Origin of the sequence: Lactococcus sp. S64 (assembly GCF_016516525.1) — a bacterium.
In the GTDB taxonomy this organism is placed as follows: Bacteria; Bacillota; Bacilli; order Lactobacillales; family Streptococcaceae; genus Lactococcus; species Lactococcus lactis.
Window position 1 is genome coordinate 285682 of the sequence record NZ_JACVUQ010000001.1, and the last position, 18926, is coordinate 304607.

The window sequence follows — 18926 nt, forward strand, 5'->3', positions numbered from 1 at the left end:
TCTATGAAAATTATTGCAACATCAGATGCACCAGCCGCTATCGGTCCTTATGTTCAAGGCAAAATTGTTAATGGTTTACTCTATGCATCAGGCCAAATTCCGTTGAATCCATTGAATGGAGAGATTGTTGGAGATAGCATTGAGACTCAAACCGAACAGGTGATGAAAAATATTTCTGCTATTTTGAAAGAAGCACATTCTGATTTTGACTTAGTCATCAAAACAACATGTTTCTTGAAAAATATTGAAGATTTTTCAAGATTTAATGCAATTTATTCAAAGTTTTTTGATAAGGAATTCCCAGCGCGTTCCGCTGTTGGAGTCGCAGGATTACCTAAAAATGTCCTTATTGAAATAGAAGTCATTGCAGAAGTTAAATCCTAAAATTAAAACATATTAGCTATAAAAATTACTGACAAGATTTCTGTCAGTAATTTTTTTGGTTACAAGTCAGTCTTTTTTACGTATAGAAAATTATAAGCCAATTTTAAAATTGCTGACAAAGCTGTCAGTAAAAAATGGAGGAATTATGATAACAAATTTTGATTTATATCGTTGGAAAAAAGCTGGCATGACCAATTTAGGAGTAAATAAACTTTAAAAATTTTTTCATAGATATGATAAAAAAATAAGTTTAAGACAAATGGGACAAGTAGCACAACTTAAATCAATTCCCAACTTTATTGAACAATATAAAAATCAAGACGTAAGTAAACTGAGAGAAGAGTATAAAATATACCCATCATTTTCTCTTCTTGATGAAATTTATCCCGAAAGGCTCAAGGAAATTTACAATCCACCGGTTCTATTATTTTATCAAGGAGATATAAGACTCTTAAAAACTCCTAAATTAGCTTTTGTTGGTAGTCGACAAGCAAGCTCACAAGGAATTAAAGCCGTTCAAAAAATTGTGACAGAGTTGAACCAAAATTTTACGATTGTCAGCGGACTCGCTAAAGGAATAGATACAGCAAGTCATCTTTCTGCCATTAAAAATAAAATCCCTACAATTGCAGTTATCGGTACAGGCTTAGATATCTTTTATCCTTTAGAAAATCGAAAAATTCAAGAATATCTTGCTAAAAACCAACTCATACTATCAGAATATTCAGTCGGAGAAAAACCACTTCGCTATCATTTTCCTGAACGCAATCGTATCATTGCGGGACTTTCACATGGTGTAGTAGTGATAGAAGCAAAGTTACGAAGTGGTAGTTTAATTACTTGTGAGCGCGCTCTGGAAGAAGGAAGAGATATTTTCGCTGTACCAGGAAACATAGCAGATGGATTTTCAGATGGCTGTAATCATCTCATACAACAAGGAGCAAAATTAATCTATCAAGCCCAAGATATCTTAGAAGAATATTTGTATGATTAAAAAAAGCCTTTATCACCTTGCACCACATGACTTAAGTCGGTTTTTATAGTACAAAAAAATATCAAGTTCTACTATAAGAAAACTAAATAACTTGACATATTGAAGAAAAGCATTTATTATGAGAGAGTGAATTTAATGTAAATAAGAGTATTAACACCTCTTAAACTATTATTTTACTTCCACATTCGATATATACCTCTATGAATTAAGATACAATAACTAAAAGATAGTGGATACCCAAAAGAATAAATAGGAAAAATTATGCCAACTTCAACTAAAAGTAAAACAAAAACAACTACAAAGAAAAAAACAACACGAAAAAGAGTCACTCCAGGTAAAAATCTGGTTATTGTAGAATCGCCAGCAAAAGCTAAAACAATTGAAAAATATTTAGGTCGAAACTACAAAGTTGTGGCTTCAGTAGGTCATATTCGTGATTTGAAAAAATCAACCATGTCTGTTGATATAGAGAATGACTATGAACCCCAATATATTAATATTCGTGGGAAAGCCCCATTAATCAACTCTCTCAAAAAAGAAGCAAAGGCTGCCAAAGCCGTCTATCTCGCAAGTGACCCGGACCGTGAAGGTGAAGCAATTTCTTGGCACTTAGCACATATCTTAAATCTTCCACTTGAAGAAAAAAATCGAGTGGTCTTTAATGAAATCACTAAAGATGCTGTTAAAAATGCCTTTAAGGAGCCGCGTCAAATTGATGTGGACCTAGTTGATGCCCAACAAGCACGCCGAGTTCTTGACCGTTTGGTGGGTTATTCAATTAGTCCTATTCTATGGAAAAAAGTCAAAAAAGGACTTTCAGCAGGTCGAGTTCAATCTATTGCCTTAAAACTAATTGTTGACCGCGAGAATGAAATTAATGCTTTTATTCCAGAAGAGTATTGGTCAATTGATGGTGAATTTAAAAAAGGAACTAAAAAATTCAAAGCATCCTTCTGGGGAATTGACGGAAAAAAACATCCTTTAAAAACCAATGAAGATGTCATCAAAGTCATGGAACGTTTAGACGGTCCTGATTTTAACGTAGATAAAGTTGAAAAGAAAGAACGTCGCAGAAACGCTCCTCTTCCTTATACAACTAGCTCAATGCAACAAGACGCAGCTAATAAACTTAACTTTCGTACCCGTAAAACAATGATGGTTGCTCAACAACTTTATGAAGGTCTTACTTTAGGAAGCCAGGGCCATCAAGGTTTAATTACCTATATGCGTACAGACTCAACACGTATTTCTCCTGTTGCACAGAGTGCAGCTCACAATTATATTGCTGATCAATTTGGAGAAAAATATAGTAAACACGGTTCAAAAGTTAAAAATGCCTCTGGAGCCCAGGATGCCCACGAAGCAATTCGACCTTCAAATGTCTTTAATACTCCAGACGCAATTGCTAAATATCTAGACAAAGATCAACTAAAACTTTACACACTCATCTGGAATCGTTTCGTTGCCAGTCAAATGGTCGCAGCTATTTTCGATACTGTTAAAGTAAATCTGTCTCAAAATGGTGTTATCTTTATTGCTAATGGTTCACAAGTGAAATTTGACGGTTATCTGCGAATCTACAATGATTCTGATAAATCAAATATGCTTCCAGAGATGGAAGAAAATGAAACTGTCAAAAAAGCGAATGTTAAACCAGAACAACATTTCACTCAACCACCAGCTAGATATTCCGAAGCAACACTCATCAAGACATTGGAAGAAAATGGAGTGGGACGTCCCTCAACCTATGCGCCTACACTAGAAACAATTCAAAAACGTTACTATGTGAGATTGTCAGCAAAACGTTTTGAACCTACAGAGCTTGGAGAAATTGTCAATAAGCTTATTGTTGAGTTCTTCCCTAACATTGTAAATACTGAATTTACAGCTGAAATGGAAAAAGATCTTGATGAAGTTGAAGAAGGAAAACGTCAATGGATTGAGGTTGTTGACCAATTTTACAAACCCTTTGCAAAAGAACTTGAAAATGCCGAAGAAGGTATGGAAAAAATTCAAATCAAGGATGAACCTGCTGGCTTTGACTGTGATGTTTGTGGAAGTCCGATGGTAATTAAGTTGGGACGTTTTGGAAAATTTTACGCTTGTAGCAACTTCCCAGATTGCCGAAACACCAAAGCAATAGTCAAAGAAATAGGCGTAAAATGTCCACTTTGCCATGAAGGAAATATTATTGAACGCAAAACAAAGAAAAATAGAATTTTCTATGGTTGTGATCGTTACCCAGACTGTGAATTCACAAGTTGGGACAAACCTATCGGACGTGATTGTCCTAAATCTGGACATTTTCTTGTTGAAAAGAAAGTTCGTGGTGGCGGTAAACAAGTGGTATGTTCAAATGATGAATGTGATTATCAAGAAGAAAAACAAAAATAAAAGGCGTTTCCGCGCTTTTTTATTATATTAATCAATGGAAAAATTTACTAAATTTAGATATAATTGGGACTATGAAAAAAACACATATTAACGTTATTGGAGCGGGACTTGCTGGTTCTGAAGCTGCTTATCAAATTGCTAAGCGTGGCATTCCCGTTAAACTATACGAAATGCGAGGCGTTAAACAAACCCCTCAACACAAAACAGATAAATTTGCTGAACTAGTCTGTTCAAATTCTCTTCGTGGAGCTGCAATCACTAACGCGGTTGGTCTCTTAAAAGAAGAAATGAGAAGACTTGATTCTGTAATTATCAAGGCAGCGGAAGTGACTCAAGTACCTGCTGGAGGAGCCTTAGCTGTTGATAGAGAAGGTTTCTCTGATTTTGTCACAAGAGAAGTTTCTAACCATCCATTAGTTGAAGTAATTCGTGAAGAAATTACTGATCTTCCAGAAGATGAAATTACAATTATTGCTACTGGACCTCTAACTTCAGATAAATTAGCAGAAAAAATTCATGAGTTTAACGGTGCGGATGGCTTTTATTTTTATGATGCAGCAGCACCAATTATTGACGCCAACTCGATTAATTTTGATAAAGTCTATAAAAAATCTCGATATGATAAAGGTGAGGCTGACTATATCAACTGTCCAATGACCAAGGAAGAATTTCAAGCCTTTCAAGAAGCTTTAATTTCTGCTGAAGAAGCTCCTTTAAACTCTTTTGAAGATTTAAAAGTCTTTGAAGGTTGTATGCCTATTGAAGAAATGGCCAAACGTGGTTATAAAACGATGCTATTTGGCCCGATGAAACCTGTTGGATTGGAATATCCTGAAGATTATAAAGGACCCAGAGACGGTGATTTTAAGACTCCCTATGCAGTTGTTCAACTTCGCCAAGATAATGCTTCCGCATCTTTGTACAATATCGTAGGATTTCAAACTCATTTAAAATGGGGAGAACAAAAACGAGTTTTCCAAATGATTCCAGGTCTTGAAAATGCTGAATTCGTTCGTTATGGAGTCATGCATCGTAATTCTTACATGGATTCTCCAAATCTTCTTAAACAAACTTTCCAATCTCGCAAACAAGAGAATCTGTTCTTTGCAGGACAAATGACAGGAGTAGAGGGCTATGTAGAATCAGCTGCTTCTGGTTTAGTTGCTGGAATTAATGCTGTCAAACTCTTTAATGACGAAGAAGTAGTTATATTCCCAAAAACAACGGCGATTGGAAGTTTACCTTACTACATCACCCATACTGATAGCAAACATTTTCAACCAATGAATGTAACCTTCGGAATTGTTGAAGAATTAGAAGGCCCACGAATTCGTGATAAAAAAGAACGTTATACTAAGGTAGCAGAGCGTGCTTTAAATAGCTTAACAGATATTATTTCAAAAGATAATCTATAACAAATAAAAAACACTTGGAATTTGAATCAAGTGTTTTTTATTTGTTATAGATTATCTAGAGCATTTTTTTGTTCTTCATTGATAATATGAGTATAAAGGTCTGTAACTTGAGTTGAAGCATGCCCTAACTGATTGCTCACCAATACCTGAGAATTTGTTTGAGCATAAAGTCGAGTCGCAAGTGTATGTCTAAGCTTGTGAGGGGTCACTCGCACTTTAAAAGCTTGAGAATATTTAGCAACTAATTTTTCAACACTAGAAGGATCTATTCGGCTAGGAACATCTCTATAAAGTGTCACAAAAAATGCCGTATCTTTCGCTGTAGTCTTATAACGTTGACTTCGTACTTCCAAGTATCTTTCAAAATAAGTTTTGGCAAAAGGAGCATAAGGAACAGCATCCCTTTTTCCTCCTTTACGAGTCACCTCAACAACCATAGTAATAAGATTTAAATCTCTTAAATCTACATTAACTGCCTCAGAAAGACGAATACCAGAGGCTAAAATAAGTGCAATAATTGCTAAATCACGTTCTTTATTTTTGAAAAAACTAGAACGAGCTCTATTTGATAATGTTTTTTCATATTCATTATCAATATAGTCAAGAAAACCTTGAGTTTCATCTCCCAAAAAAAGCTTTCCTTTAATATTCTCAGCACGAGAAGCTAAAGTTTCGGATTTTTTCTTAGTCTGTACCTTCTTCATAACATTACGATAGAAGTAAGGCTCACCATCTTCATTTTCAACCTCTTCAGTAAGGTATTTATAAAGACTAGAAAGAGCAGATAGAGTACGATTAATTGTTGTTTGACTTACCCCATAACGAGTAGAGCGCGTATTTAAACGGGGTCTCTCCCTAAGATAGAGGATAAATGACTCCAAATCTCGTTTAGTTAAGTTTTCTAAAACAGAGAGGGAAACATCAGTTATCTTATCAACATCAGCAACTCCAGAATCGACCAACCAACTAAAGAAACGTTCATATTCTTTAAGATATTCATAAAGTGTATTCAAACTATAAGGAATAGTAAGTTTAGATTGATAATATTCTAAAACATAAGAAGGCATGATATGTTTTAGTTTTTCAATATTTTGTATTAATTGTTCACGTTTCATAAATTTAAGTATACCAGAAGAGATATCCAATTGTCAAGAAAATTACAGTTTTTCGGAAAGATGTTACTCAAAACATATAGGAGTTCTGTGTCACACCTTTTCAAAAGGTTTCGTAAACCTTGCTATTATAAGGTTCTTGTGACACATTGCTCTCCTGCTTTTTGTTCTAAATATCTTTCTAAAAAATTTTTTCAGAAGTTTTTTCTTTTTCTTACTAAAATAAAATAATAGATATTATTATAAATCAAATCACTCACAAAAAAGAGAGATCCGATTAAGAATCTCCCTTTTACATCATTTGACTTGACTTTTTATGCATATTTTCCAATACAAAAATCCATCCTTTGAGGTAACTACGGCAACAATCTTAACCCTCTGTGGCCCACTTTTGGTTTCAACAGCCGCCTCGTCGCCTTTACGTAGTCTAATTGGTTGTAGGTGGTCTGGTACCTTCCAATAGCGTTTATGTTTGTCAGTTCCTTTAATATGGACTGCTTGAATGATTTTCATGGTTACTCCCCTGTCATTTAATTACGTTAATCTGATTATATCAAAAATTACACGTTAAATAAATTTTTTATAGTTTGTGAATTTCATAACTTTCTTAACGCATCTTTAGCTTCAGCACTGACAATATGGGTATATAACTCAGTTGGTTTGGTTGAAGAATGTCCTAATTGGTTGCTGACAAGGACTTGAGAGTGACTGACATTATAGAGACTTGTTGCGAATGTATGCCTTAGAGTATGAGGGATTACTCTAACTTTATAGGCTTCTGAATACTTTGCGACTAGCTTATTTATCGATGCGTTAGAAATTTTTCTAATTGTTTGATTATAGTCCGTGATAAATAAAGCTTCTACATCAGTATTTAAGCTACTTCTTGCCTCAAAATAATCTGTTATATATTTATGCTAAAAATGAGCAATAGGCACTACATCCTTCTTTCCTTCTTTTCGCATCACTCTTACTTTTCCAGTTTCAAGGTTTAAATCGTTAAGATTGATTCCTACAAGTTCCGCACAACGTAATCCAGATGATAAAAAAAGACTTAATATAGCTAAATCCCTGGCTTTATTTTTCTTGAAACTTGTTCTTGCACGATTACTGATAGACTTTTCATAGTCATGTTCAACAAATTCTAAAAAGACTTTGGTCTCATCTCCTAAAAATAGTTTACCTTCCAGTTGAGCCGCACGGTAATGCAAGGTTTCGCTTTTTTTTCGGATATGAATTAAACGGCTAGCATTTCTAGTAATGTAAGTATTGCCATTACTATCTTCGGTTTGTTCACAAAGATAATTATATAGGCTCTTTATTGCAGCAATTGTTCAATTTAATGATGATGTATGTGTATTAGAACCACATTTTGATTCTAAACGGAGTCGTTCGTGAAGTACGAAGGCTTCTAGCTCACGTTTCGTTACGTTTTCCATTTCGTTCAAAGTGATTTCTTTGATGTTAGCATGGTTCGTTATGTTATTTTCACTCATCCAATTCAAATATTTCCTGAACTCTAGGCAGTAAGAGTAAATAGAGGCAATACTCAGCGGTACAGTGTCCTTAGACTGGATAAACTCATTGACGTAGTAGGGAAACTCAAGCATGAGTTTATTTACATTATAACGATAACCATGATTTTCTGACATCTCTTTTTATTGTTCCTCAACATTTTCTATTCAAATTAGAATATATTGTAGTTAAATATTAAAGTATTGTCAATTTTTGTATAAACTCAAAACTTAATACTTTGCGGTCTGTTTTTTCCTGACCGCTTTTTATTTTGGAATTTTTTATTAATTTTATTCATCCTCATCTTTTCAAATGTTTTTTTGTAAAAGATATTTTATTTGTTAGTATTTTTAGTTTGTTAATAGTGGGTAATTTGTAGTGGCTGATTTAACGGAATCTGGTAAATCCGTAATCCGATAAATCCGGTTTTCAGTATTTCGGTATTTAAACCTTAGAAAGAGGCTTCAGCATTTTATAAACGGATTAAAATTACATAGCAGGTATGAACATTTTAAAATGATACATATCTTTCCGAAAAAGTTTGCTTTTTCTCATATTAATTTGATTAATTTTTGTAGATACAATACCGACTCTAATACCGACCTTAATACTGACTTATTTTAGAGATTAAGTTTTTGTCAGAAAGTTTGAACCTTTTTCTGCAATTTTTCTTAGCACTATTCAAAAATTGAATACCGAGTTTATATTTACAAACATTATTCATAATTGGTATTTTACAAGTACCGGTACACCACTTATAATAAGCTTATAAAATAAAAGTTGGAGGCCAAATATGGTTGTGAAAATTACAGATAAAATGAAATTTAGTCGTTCTTTCGATTATGTCGATAATGGTATAGAACATGGTGTGTTAAGTAAGTTTGAACCTAAAGAAATTTTATTAAAGAAAGGAACGCTTATTGCTGAAGGTTTTAAACCGTTGGATTGTGATATCAAAATGCTTAAAGATGTCCCTGTGAAATTAAGAGACGGTGTAACAATTTATACAGACATATACTTACCAAATAACTGTAAAAAAGTTCCGACACTTATTGCTTGGAGTCCCTATGGTAAGAGTGCTGGGACTGCACCTCGCTATAAGAATCTCTTCAATATGCTTGGTATGGGAAATGCATGGAATTCTGGTCTAACAAAATTTGAAGCACCAGATCCTTCATATTGGTGTGCACATGGGTATGCTGTATGCAATCCGGATATGAGAGGGATTGCACATAGTGAAGGGAATACCACTATGGTAGGGTCTCAAGAAGCCCAAGATGGTTATGATTTAATTGAATGGATTGCTAGTCAAGAATGGAGTAATAGTAAAACAGCACTTACTGGCACCTCTTATCTTGCCTTTTCTCAATGGTATATAGCTGCTGAACAGCCTCCTCACCTTACTTGCATTAATCCTACTGAAGGACTCTCAGATGGTTATAGAGATTTGGCTTTTATTGGAGGAATTCCCGATAAAAACTTCATTGAGAGATTACAAGTTAATCATGTAAGTGCAAAAGGAGCGAAGCGTGAAAATTTAGTAAAAGAGATGGACTGCTATCCTTTAGCCACTGCTGAAGTTTGGAAAGATAAAGTGGCTGATACATCAAAAATTACTGTACCTGCTTTTGTCATTGCAAGTTATTCTAATACACTTCATACGATGGGGACTTTCCGCTCTTGGAGAAACTTAGGTTCAAAAGAAAAATGGTTGAGAATTCACGATAAGCAAGAATGGCCATACTATTATGATAAAGATAATGTTGAAGAATTGCGTCGTTTCTTTGATTATTACTTATTAGATAAAGACAATGGTTGGAATAAAACTTCACAAGTTCGTTATTCATTAATAGATTTTCAAGGAAATAATACTAACGATATCTCAACGGGCACATTCCCACCCTCAGAAACCTCAAATACAAAATACTTCTTTAATCCACTTACTAGAACTCTCCAAGATAAAGCGGGGGAAACGGATATTGTATTACGATACGATACACAAAGATTACCAGGAAAAATTTCCTTTCAGAAAACTTTTGATAAGAAAACTACATTTGTAGGTTATCCTAAGGTTAAATTATACATGGAAGTTGAAAGCTATAATGATATGGATATATTTGTGTGGCTACAGAAACTGGATAAATTTGGTAACGTACTAAGTGAATTTGTAGTACCTAATCACGGTGCAGCGTTGCAAGACTTTACCCAAAATGGTGCTTCGGCGCTTAGGTATAAAGGAGCTTGGGGGAGATTAAGAGCTTCAATGCGCCATCTTGATGTAGAGCATTCTACCGACGAAATACCTGCTTATAGTTTTGATCGCGTTGAAAAACTTTCTGAGAAACAAGTGGTAGAACTTGATATTGTATTAAGCCCAATCGGACTATCATATGATAAAGGTGAAACACTTAGAATCGTTATAAGTTCAAAAGATGAACTTGGATCAGTAATGCCAGGCACACCTGGTTGCACACCTGATAATGGAGGGGTTCACATTTTACATACTGGAGGTACTAATACTTCTTATCTTCAACTCCCTCTTCTAAACTAATTATTCTGTCTTTTACCATATGACTTTATGGATCATTTATGATATTCTAGTAATGATCGGAGGTCAGATGAAATTATCAACTCTACGATATTTTGTTGAGGTAGCAACTGAGAACAGCTTCACAAAAGCTTCACAAAATTTATTTATCTCTCAACCAACTTTAAGCAGAAGGATTCAAGAATTAGAGTCAGAGTTAGGGGTAACACTCTTTAACCGCAATAACACAAATAATTTGATCCTTTCCCCAGAAGGTAAACAATTACTGGTGAAAGTTAGAGATGTTTTAGACCAAATTGACTCTATATCAGGTATGTTTGATCCTGACAGTGTTACCAATAATAATGCGACATTAATTAAAGTTGGATGTTTATCTAATTTTGACTATAGTGAATTGTATAATTTAATAGAGCAGTTTAAAATACAATACCCAACCGTAAAATTTATAATTGAACAAGGTTCCCCCATGGAGCTAAATGATGGACTGTTGAGCAGGACATATGATTTAGTACTTAATTTAGATAATTATATTTCTAGCAATGATGTTCTTAAAACTTCTTTATATAAAAAGAATAATTTACAGGTGGCCATTCAAAATAATCACAGATTAGCATCAAAACAAGAAATAAAATTTTCTGATTTAACTGATGAAACCCTTATTCTCATTGAACGAAATAAATCCCCTCTAGTATTTGATTATGTGATTAATCAATGTTTAAAACATGGTTTCCATGCGAAAGCTAATTATTATGTTAAGAATTTAGATGAGGGACTTTCTAAAACATCACTTGGAGAAGGGATTTCATTTCTTTACTCCGGCATGGATAATGGATATTTGTCAAAAAAATATCGTGTAAAATTTTTAAATTTGAATGAAGAGAAAAGTTCACAAAATTTGGTTTATGCTTTTCAAGAAAATAATAATCCTATGTTGGATGAATTTTTAAACTTCGTTCATCAAAATAGATCTGATTTATATTAAAAACTCATCTTGCAATAAATAGCAAGATGAGTTTTTAACTGACCTTAAATATTTTATATGATATTAATAGCAGCCCCATTTGTACAAGTATTTTTTAATATAAATAGGTTTCTCAAAATGAGTGACTTTTTTATATTTTTATTTTAGAACATACGTCTTAATCGCCAATGAAACACCTGACTTATCATTTGAACTCGTGATTTTGGTTGCATGAGACTTTACCTCTTTCGGAGCATTTCCCATTGCTACCCCTATACCTGCACTCTCTAACATTGGAATATCATTGAAGTTATCTCCTATAGTCATAGTTTCAGCTAAAGATAGACCATAATGTTTCGCTAGTTCTTTTAATGCATGTTCTTTTGAGACATTATTTGCTGTTATCTCTAAATAGTTTTCTTTAGAAAGATAGAAATCAGTATCTTTAAAGTTCTCATTTTGCAATACACTAAATAATTTTTTAATTTCTTTACTGTTTCCTATTAATAATAACTTATGGGCCTTTTTTTCAATAAATGTATCAATTTTAGGTATAGAATTGACTATTTCGCTCTCAATAAGAACCCATTTATCTAACTTCTCAACTACCCACTCTATTCCATAGTATAAACTCACTGATATTTCTGGAAAATTTTTTGATAATAGCTTTAATATAGCCTTTAATTCTTTGATGTTGATAAGGTGTTCGGATATGTTATAAAATACGCCATCCTTAAAATTTCCAAGTAATGCTCCATTGTAACACGCCATTGGTACGTTTTCCAATCCCAATTTTTCAGCTATTTCTTGAGAAAATCCATCTCCAAAGACATTAATAACTGAAAGCTTTTTATATGGTGCTGGCACTTTATTCTTAACAGTATAAAGTGTGGTTTTCTTACCAATCGTATCGTAACCCTATTTGATTTTTTCTCCTGATTTAACTTTAATCCGTACAGAAGAATAATATTTTAGTGCTAACCCTGCTGGGATGGGTGGTTGCTTTATTTAAGGATAGCCCACTCATGGTTGAACGCACTTGATTGATGAAGATAATGACCGTCTTAGTCTAATTGACTTTTGAAAGGAGCTTAGAGAGTTGTTCTGACACCGTTTTAGCCTGTTGACCTGGAATATTTCAATTTTTAAAGCAGGTATCCGAGCAGCAACCGAATCAACAACAATTAAATCAAAAGCCCTGTTTTTACAAACTCGTTTATCATATAAAAGGCTTGTTCGCCTGTATCTGGTTGAGCGAATATCAAACTTTCTGATTTTACCCCAATATCTTCAGTATATTCAGTATCAGGTGTCAGCACCAAATAACTCTAGACATGTCATTTTGCATAACCACTAATACCAAGGGTACAATCTAATGATAGAATGGCTGTGAAAAATAATTGTTCCTCTAACCCAAAAATAGTTTTTTAAAAATCTTCTAATCATTCCCGTACTTATCGCCTACCTTATCAGTTAGCAAAAGTTGGGTTCCTCTCAAGTTCTTTATTCAAGAAAATTCAATAAAGAATATTATAATTCGAAAGAATTTTTGATCACAGTTATTATATTTTTAATATCTTATGATAAATAAAAAACAACTAACATTAATTAGTTGTTTTTTTGATGATAATATTATGCTAGCTCGATATAAAAAATATTAACATAGTACACTTTATGAGCGATGTATTTAGTCTTTATTAATGACTAGATGCACCGCTTGTAGCATCTGTTTCATTTTCAATAGTTGTATTTGACGTTGAAGATGCACCACTTGTAGCATCGACTTTATTTCCTCCTGATAGATGTTGACCAGTTTGATCCAAGTACCAGTCAAGCCAAGGTTTAAAATTGAGCACAATCTCATTGATACCAGCATAGTCACCATTAGGGTAGTACATAGCTTGATAATTATGAGTATTAATTAAATCCGGATTCTTTCCTGGAATAGCAGTCCGAACATACTCCTGATTGCCCGCCCTAAGAGTTGCAATAACCCACTCTACATTTTTCATTCTTTGAGGTGGAAGTGAGCTATGGACAGTAGAAAGCCGATTCCCAGATTGTTCGGGTATCCGTTTTGCTAACATAGTTTCTGGGTCTTGATGTTTGTTATTATAATATAAAAATTGGTTATTATCATCCGCATACGTTAGCTCAAAAGGCATAGAATCTAGAAACATATTAATTTGATCCACTGTAAGTAAACCGTGATTAAGCTTCACATACGTATCTCCAGATACTGCTCCAACTTGCTCAGAAGCTTTTTCAACCCAGTGAGGATCATCTGGATCGATTCCTTTTATTGTTGTTGAAATGGGTTTTCCTACTGTTAAATCTTCTGGATCAAGAGGCTTTGGTTTTTTTAAATGCGAAACAACTTCGACATACTTCGTAAAGTTATCAAGACAGAGTTCTAAAAATTCTATAGTAGATGAATTAATGAGGTTACCATTATTGTCGAAAGCTTCTTTAGCTTTACCAAGTAAAAACTCATTACCAGGTAATACATATGCGTTGACACCTGGTGCATCAAGAATTTGTCTTAATTGAAGTTGAGCACGTGAAGACCCCTGATCATAATAGGAAGCACCAACAATCATAACTGGTTTATGCTCAAAAGGATGTAATTCATAAGATAGCCACTCAATAACACTTTTAAGTGCTGGAGTAGTTGTATGATTATGCTCAGGTGTTGCTATAATTACACCATCAGCACGAGTAATTTTATTATAAAGAAGTTTTAAATTAAAATTATCTGAAGCATCAATATCTTGATTAAACATTGGGATATCAGTTATTTCTAAAAGTTCAAGTTCAAACTTCAATTTAAAATGACGTCGAATAAATTTTAACAACTTTCTATTATAAGATTGTTCAGCATTCGAACCGACTATTCCGACAAATTTCATATTATTTACCTTCTATATTACTATTCTTGTTTACGAATAGATATTCATATTTTTTATTTATTCAATGATTCTTTATTCTCAGTATCTTCGAGGATAAATTCCTTTGCACTGGAAAAGTTTGCGACCATTTTTACGAAGAGCTGAAAACTTTTAAAGAGTTTTTCTAAATTTTTTGCAACTTCAATATCAGATAAATCGCCTGCTTCATTAAATGACTGTAAAGAATGAGCCAGTAAAAATTCTGAGCCAGGCATAACATTGGCCTTAAGCTCAGGTGCATCAAGAATTTGTCTCAATTGAAGTTGAGCACGAGATGAACCCAATGTACCATACGAAGCTCCTATAATCATCACAGGTTTATTCAAAAATGGGTCTATTCCATATGATAACCAAGCTAAAGCATTCATTAACGTTGCTGGAATTGCGTGATCATATTCTGGGGTAGCGATGATCACACCATCAGATAGTTTAATTTCTTCAGATATTTCTTGAACGATATCTGGTAGCTTCATGCTAGCAGGTTTATTAAACATTGGAAATTCCTTTATTTCAATAAGTTTAATTTCAACCCCTTCCGTAAAATGCTTCTGCATATACTGTAAAAGTATACGATTAGTTGATTTCTTAGAGTTACTTCCCACGAGTCCAATTAATTTCATTGGTTATTCTCTTTTCTATATTAAGTTAAAATGTGATTTTATATTTTCTGAATATAAAATTTGACCGGCTTTAGTAATAATAATTCCCTCTATTTCTGGTCGGTCATCTATTATTTGAAGAACATCCAAAATGGGTAATCCAAAAAGCCGCGTGGTCCAAATTTCACAAGTTAATGATTTATCCGCTAATATTGTTAAACTTGCCATTTCAGTCTCTATAGGATAGCCGGTCCTAGATGAAAAAATATGGTGATAAGTTTTTCCTTCCAACTCAAAGCTACGTTCATAAATGCCCGAGGTTACAACCGATTGGTTTTCTATCGATACTACTCCAACATGCATTCCTCTGGGTTTTGTTGGAGATTGAATCCCGATATTCCAAGAACTTGATTCTCTGTTAGAATTTGGTCCTGAAACTAGAACATTTCCTCCAAGATTAATTAGTATGGAACTTGCATTGATTTTTTTAATTATCTGATCAGCGATATATCCTTTAGCTAATGCCCCTAAATCTATTATCATTCCTTTTTGTTGAAGAAAAACGGTTAAGTTCTCTTCATCTAAAATAATCATTTCTGGATTACTCAATAAAAGTAATTTTTGTATCTCCTGACTATCCGGTAGTTTGGCATCAGGAAATCCAATGTGCCAAGCTTGTGTAACCGGGCCTAGAGCAATATTAAGATTACTAGGAGTAGATAAGCTTTCCTTTTTACCTATTTTAATAAGTTCAAACAACTCAGGATGGATCTGTACTGGTTTGAGACCAGCCTGATGATTAATTTGAGATAATTCTGATTCAGAGTCATTAGCACTGAATCTTTTGTTATAGATATCGAGTAATTGACAAGCAATTTCTAATTTCAGGTCTGCCTGATCATCTTCAATGAGAAGGTCAATTGTTGTTCCCATCATATGAATTTGTTGACTTAACTTCAATAATTATCCTCACTTTCGCATAGCATTAAACAAGTTTATTATAATACTTTCAAAAAGATAATGCTTACATAGATAAATATTAGTTGTACAAATAGTGGTATTTTGTTTTATATTTTGAATTTATATTATGAAAAAAATAAAAGGTTAACCATTAAGGCTTCCTTTTTGTGTATAAAATATTATTTTTCAGGCACAATGATTTTTCCTGAAACAATTTTTTCCTTAGCTTGTATAATAGAGTTTTTGATTTCTGAAGTAACATTATCCAGCGCTAGGCTAACACCTCCATTTTTAAGGTCATACTTAAATATTTTTGATCCTGATCTATACCTATAAGCCATACTTTATCTGATTCTTTTCTATTGTTATTTAATGATTTTGCCTCATTAAAAGCCCCAGACCCAGCATTACCAGCACATTGAAAGATAACGTCATTTCCCGAAGCATACATGGCAGCTGCAATTGTTTTAGTTTTCGCAGCATCTGTAAATGTTCCTGAATATTGAACTTTAACTTGAATGTTTGGCTTTATAGACTTGGCTCCAGCAATGTATCCTTTTTCGAAACAGGATTATTTTCAGCCGCTATCGTTGTAGCATCCTGCAGCGAATAACCGATACCAAAAAGTAGTTTATAGCCAGCTTGTTCAGCTGAGTTATAGTTTGTTATATATTCAGAATCTGAATTTGACTGATAATAATTATAACCTACCCCTTTTTTTAAATTGTTTTCTTTACCCCAATCTTGTAATCCTTCCCATGCGGATTGATTAAATGAGCGATCGTTGACTCCTCCTTTTCCTGGAACAAGTGCCACCTTTAGAGTCGTTTTTGCTTTACCTGATTGATTTTCTCTGTTGTATCCACAAGCTGTAAGACTAAATAATGATATGAGCGCAATAGCACTCACAATTATTTTTGCTTTTTCATAGAAAGATTTCCCCCAAAATTTTTATTATTCAATTTTACTTTCGTTTAATCATAATTATTTCTTATTGATATTTACCGCTATAAGGAATTACTGGTGATGCCAAAAAATCGTAGTTTCTAATTTGATTTATCTCAGTAAAGAAAGCTCGGTTGCGTTCCGTAAGCATAATATTAGTAGGGACAGTTTCTTCAAAGCGAATCAAATACGTTGGTTTCTCTTGAGCAATTGCATAGCCCAATTCCCACGCAGTTCCAGAATCTGTATCTTCATCATCAAAATCCACAATTGCAATAATAATATCTGCGGCTTCTACTTCTTTTACATCATTTTCCATCGTTATTTTTGCCCACTCGGGTGTGAAATCTTCTATTTCTTCTGTTAGTTCTTCGGGGCGTTGACAACGCATTGGACTAAATATTGATGATACTGTCTTATTATCTAGGAGCGCTTTTTCAAGTTGTTCCACTTTTTGTATCTGTTTTTCACTAAAAAAAGGTCCTGCTAAATAGACTTTTACAGGTTTATTAAATAATTTGTTCATATTCTTGATCTCCAATTAATTGCATTGCTTCCTCAGTTGTATCTACTAGGTACATTTCTTCAACCACCTCTAAGCTTAACATTTCTTCTTCAATTTGATGCTGCACCATTTCAAATAAGGGTTTATAAAAATTGATTCCAATAAAAATTACGGGTCTGATTAACGTCTTACCGATTGACATTTCTGTTAATAACTGAAATGCCTCTTCCATTGTTCCAAATCCGCCTGGGAGAATAACAAAAGCATCACCAAAATCGATTAATTTATGTTTACGTTCATCCATAGTTTTAGCTAAATGTAACTCGGTTGCATTTTGTCTAGGAGGTTCTAAAGGTAGTATTCCATCGGGATATACCGCAATTACTTTACCATGATTTTTTAAAACAGCGTCAGATACCACACCCATACAGCCTTCCATAGAGCCTCCATAAACCAAAGTATGTCCAGATTTGGTTAGTAGCTCACCTAAACGTTGACTTTTAATCCGATGGATAGGATTTTTCCCATCTCGTGCTGATAAAAATACTGTAACATTCATTTTTACTTGTCCTTTCCAATTTCTTTTAATTTATCGTTGATTTTATTTAAAACAATCTTACGCGCTGATTCTTCTTCTACAAAGTCAAATTTATCACCATCAATTTGTATTTTAGGGCAAATATCAAAATTATCAAACCAATCTTCATACCTTCTATTAAGTTCTTGATAATAGTCAAACAAACTTGGGTCATATTCTAACTGTTCAAATTCTCTACCCCTTTTTTGGATGCGTTCCAACATTTTTTCAAAGGAGACACTGATATGAATGAGTAAATCTGGTTTTTTCTTAAAAGTTAATATATTGATTTCTTGCATCATATTTTCTAATAATGAATCATAAACTTCAACCTCTGTTTCTGTTGCCCTTCCCAGGTCAGCATTAAGGTGAAAAAGTAAACTATCTTCATAAATCGATCGATCAAGAACATTATTATTGTTTGATAATGCTTGTTTTATTGAATCAAATCTCTTATTTAAAAAATATATTTGAAGTAAAAAAGCATATTTTTGAGGATCTTTATAGAAAAGAGGTAAAACTTTATTGTCATCTACGCTTTCATAGAAAGCCTCCGTACCTAATTCTTTGGCCAACATTTCTGTAAGGGAACTTTTTCCAGCCCCAATTGTACCTGCTAAGACTAACACTGACATTATGTCCTTCCTATTCTAATAAATCTATTAATATAGACTATAAGAGTTAATATATACTGCTTATTTTCTTTATTGAAAATAAGACGATTTTGTATGTTACCACGTGAAACAAACGTCAATAAAACACAAGTTACTACATGTTGTGTTTTGCGACGCTTTTTATTATAGCACAACACAACATATAGTAGCGTGTTTAAACTGCAAAAATGTCAAACTTTTTTTACATTTGTTTGTGTATAGCTTTTACTAAGCGATTTATTTAATAAAAAAATGTGATATTTCTATTTTATTTAACATAAATTTACAAATAAAAAGTCGACTCTTGGTAGTCAACTTTTTTATTTTCATAATACTATTTATGTAAATTGTTTATTTTAGAAAAATTGTAGCGATTCTCTGTTTAAGTTTTTAAGCGTTTCAAAAACAAATTAACA

Annotated in this window: 16 protein-coding genes and 3 pseudogenes; 6 read left to right on the top strand and 13 right to left on the bottom strand. The window is 33.3% G+C overall.

Annotated features, from left to right (window positions below; all coding sequences use genetic code 11):
- The first annotated feature begins 3 nt into the window (after positions 1–3).
- The 4 genes and pseudogenes from IAE51_RS01345 to trmFO all read left to right on the top strand — a co-directional run bounded on the left by IAE51_RS01345 (position 4) and on the right by trmFO (position 5187).
- Complete coding sequence (locus IAE51_RS01345) at positions 4–384, top strand: RidA family protein (protein ID WP_015426409.1); 381 nt, start codon at positions 4–6, stop codon at positions 382–384.
- Between the two features lie 145 nt (positions 385–529).
- A pseudogene (gene dprA / locus IAE51_RS01350) lies at positions 530–1378 on the top strand (DNA-processing protein DprA).
- 261 nt (positions 1379–1639) lie between these two features.
- On the top strand, positions 1640–3772 hold the full coding sequence (gene topA / locus IAE51_RS01355; RefSeq protein ID WP_003131148.1) for a type I DNA topoisomerase: 2133 nt from the start codon (positions 1640–1642) through the stop codon (positions 3770–3772).
- Positions 3773–3843: 71 nt separating this feature from the next.
- Positions 3844–5187 (top strand): methylenetetrahydrofolate--tRNA-(uracil(54)-C(5))-methyltransferase (FADH(2)-oxidizing) TrmFO, encoded by a 1344-nt coding sequence (gene trmFO / locus IAE51_RS01360; RefSeq protein WP_003131150.1) that lies wholly within the window; start codon positions 3844–3846, stop codon positions 5185–5187.
- Positions 5188–5231: 44 nt separating this feature from the next.
- On the opposite strand, the gene xerS is transcribed toward trmFO, so the two are convergent.
- The 4 genes and pseudogenes from xerS to IAE51_RS01385 all read right to left on the bottom strand — a co-directional run bounded on the left by xerS (position 5232) and on the right by IAE51_RS01385 (position 7795).
- Positions 5232–6302, bottom strand: a complete 1071-nt coding sequence (gene xerS / locus IAE51_RS01365) for a tyrosine recombinase XerS (RefSeq protein WP_003131037.1) — start codon at positions 6300–6302, stop codon at positions 5232–5234.
- A gap of 294 nt (positions 6303–6596) precedes the next feature.
- Complete coding sequence (locus IAE51_RS01370; RefSeq protein ID WP_233611009.1) at positions 6597–6812, bottom strand: hypothetical protein; 216 nt, start codon at positions 6810–6812, stop codon at positions 6597–6599.
- Between the two features lie 83 nt (positions 6813–6895).
- Positions 6896–7510 (bottom strand): annotated as a pseudogene (locus tag IAE51_RS12130) (tyrosine-type recombinase/integrase).
- 123 nt (positions 7511–7633) lie between these two features.
- Positions 7634–7795, bottom strand: a complete 162-nt coding sequence (locus IAE51_RS01385; RefSeq protein ID WP_200094549.1) for a hypothetical protein — start codon at positions 7793–7795, stop codon at positions 7634–7636.
- Positions 7796–8607: 812 nt separating this feature from the next.
- Between IAE51_RS01385 and IAE51_RS01390 the strand changes: the two genes are divergently transcribed.
- Both IAE51_RS01390 and IAE51_RS01395 read left to right on the top strand, forming a co-directional pair.
- A complete protein-coding gene (locus IAE51_RS01390; protein ID WP_200094551.1) occupies positions 8608–10365 on the top strand; it encodes a CocE/NonD family hydrolase in 1758 nt (585 codons plus the stop codon).
- 67 nt (positions 10366–10432) lie between these two features.
- Entirely contained in the window at positions 10433–11344 is a 912-nt protein-coding gene (locus IAE51_RS01395; RefSeq protein ID WP_200094553.1) for a LysR family transcriptional regulator, read from the top strand.
- A gap of 138 nt (positions 11345–11482) precedes the next feature.
- Here IAE51_RS01395 and IAE51_RS01400 read toward each other — a convergent pair whose 3' ends face one another.
- The 9 genes and pseudogenes from IAE51_RS01400 to IAE51_RS01440 all read right to left on the bottom strand — a co-directional run bounded on the left by IAE51_RS01400 (position 11483) and on the right by IAE51_RS01440 (position 18492).
- Complete coding sequence (locus IAE51_RS01400) at positions 11483–12190, bottom strand: Cof-type HAD-IIB family hydrolase (RefSeq protein WP_370524353.1); 708 nt, start codon at positions 12188–12190, stop codon at positions 11483–11485.
- 317 nt (positions 12191–12507) lie between these two features.
- Positions 12508–12642, bottom strand: coding sequence for a DNA recombination/repair protein RecA (locus IAE51_RS12135; protein ID WP_233611010.1), 135 nt, complete (start codon positions 12640–12642; stop codon positions 12508–12510).
- Positions 12643–13020: 378 nt separating this feature from the next.
- Positions 13021–14232 carry an NAD(P)H-dependent oxidoreductase gene (locus tag IAE51_RS01410; protein WP_200094555.1) on the bottom strand — a complete coding sequence of 404 codons (1212 nt, stop codon included), beginning with the start codon at positions 14230–14232 and terminating at the stop codon, positions 13021–13023.
- 53 nt (positions 14233–14285) lie between these two features.
- Positions 14286–14891, bottom strand: a complete 606-nt coding sequence (locus tag IAE51_RS01415; protein ID WP_025017080.1) for an NADPH-dependent FMN reductase — start codon at positions 14889–14891, stop codon at positions 14286–14288.
- A gap of 15 nt (positions 14892–14906) precedes the next feature.
- Positions 14907–15830 (bottom strand): FAD:protein FMN transferase, encoded by a 924-nt coding sequence (locus IAE51_RS01420; RefSeq protein ID WP_023189236.1) that lies wholly within the window; start codon positions 15828–15830, stop codon positions 14907–14909.
- A 179-nt stretch (positions 15831–16009) separates the two neighbouring features.
- Positions 16010–16745: pseudogene (locus IAE51_RS01425) on the bottom strand (BMP family ABC transporter substrate-binding protein).
- Positions 16746–16821: 76 nt separating this feature from the next.
- Entirely contained in the window at positions 16822–17301 is a 480-nt protein-coding gene (locus tag IAE51_RS01430) for a nucleoside 2-deoxyribosyltransferase (RefSeq protein ID WP_200094556.1), read from the bottom strand.
- The gene (locus IAE51_RS01435) at positions 17285–17839 is read right to left on the bottom strand and encodes a TIGR00730 family Rossman fold protein (protein WP_200094557.1); all 555 of its coding nucleotides are present in this window, start codon (positions 17837–17839) and stop codon (positions 17285–17287) included. The genes IAE51_RS01430 and IAE51_RS01435 overlap by 17 nt, the downstream gene beginning before the upstream one ends.
- Before the next feature lie 2 nt (positions 17840–17841).
- Positions 17842–18492 (bottom strand): deoxynucleoside kinase, encoded by a 651-nt coding sequence (locus IAE51_RS01440; RefSeq protein ID WP_081199726.1) that lies wholly within the window; start codon positions 18490–18492, stop codon positions 17842–17844.
- Positions 18493–18926: the final 434 nt, after the last annotated feature.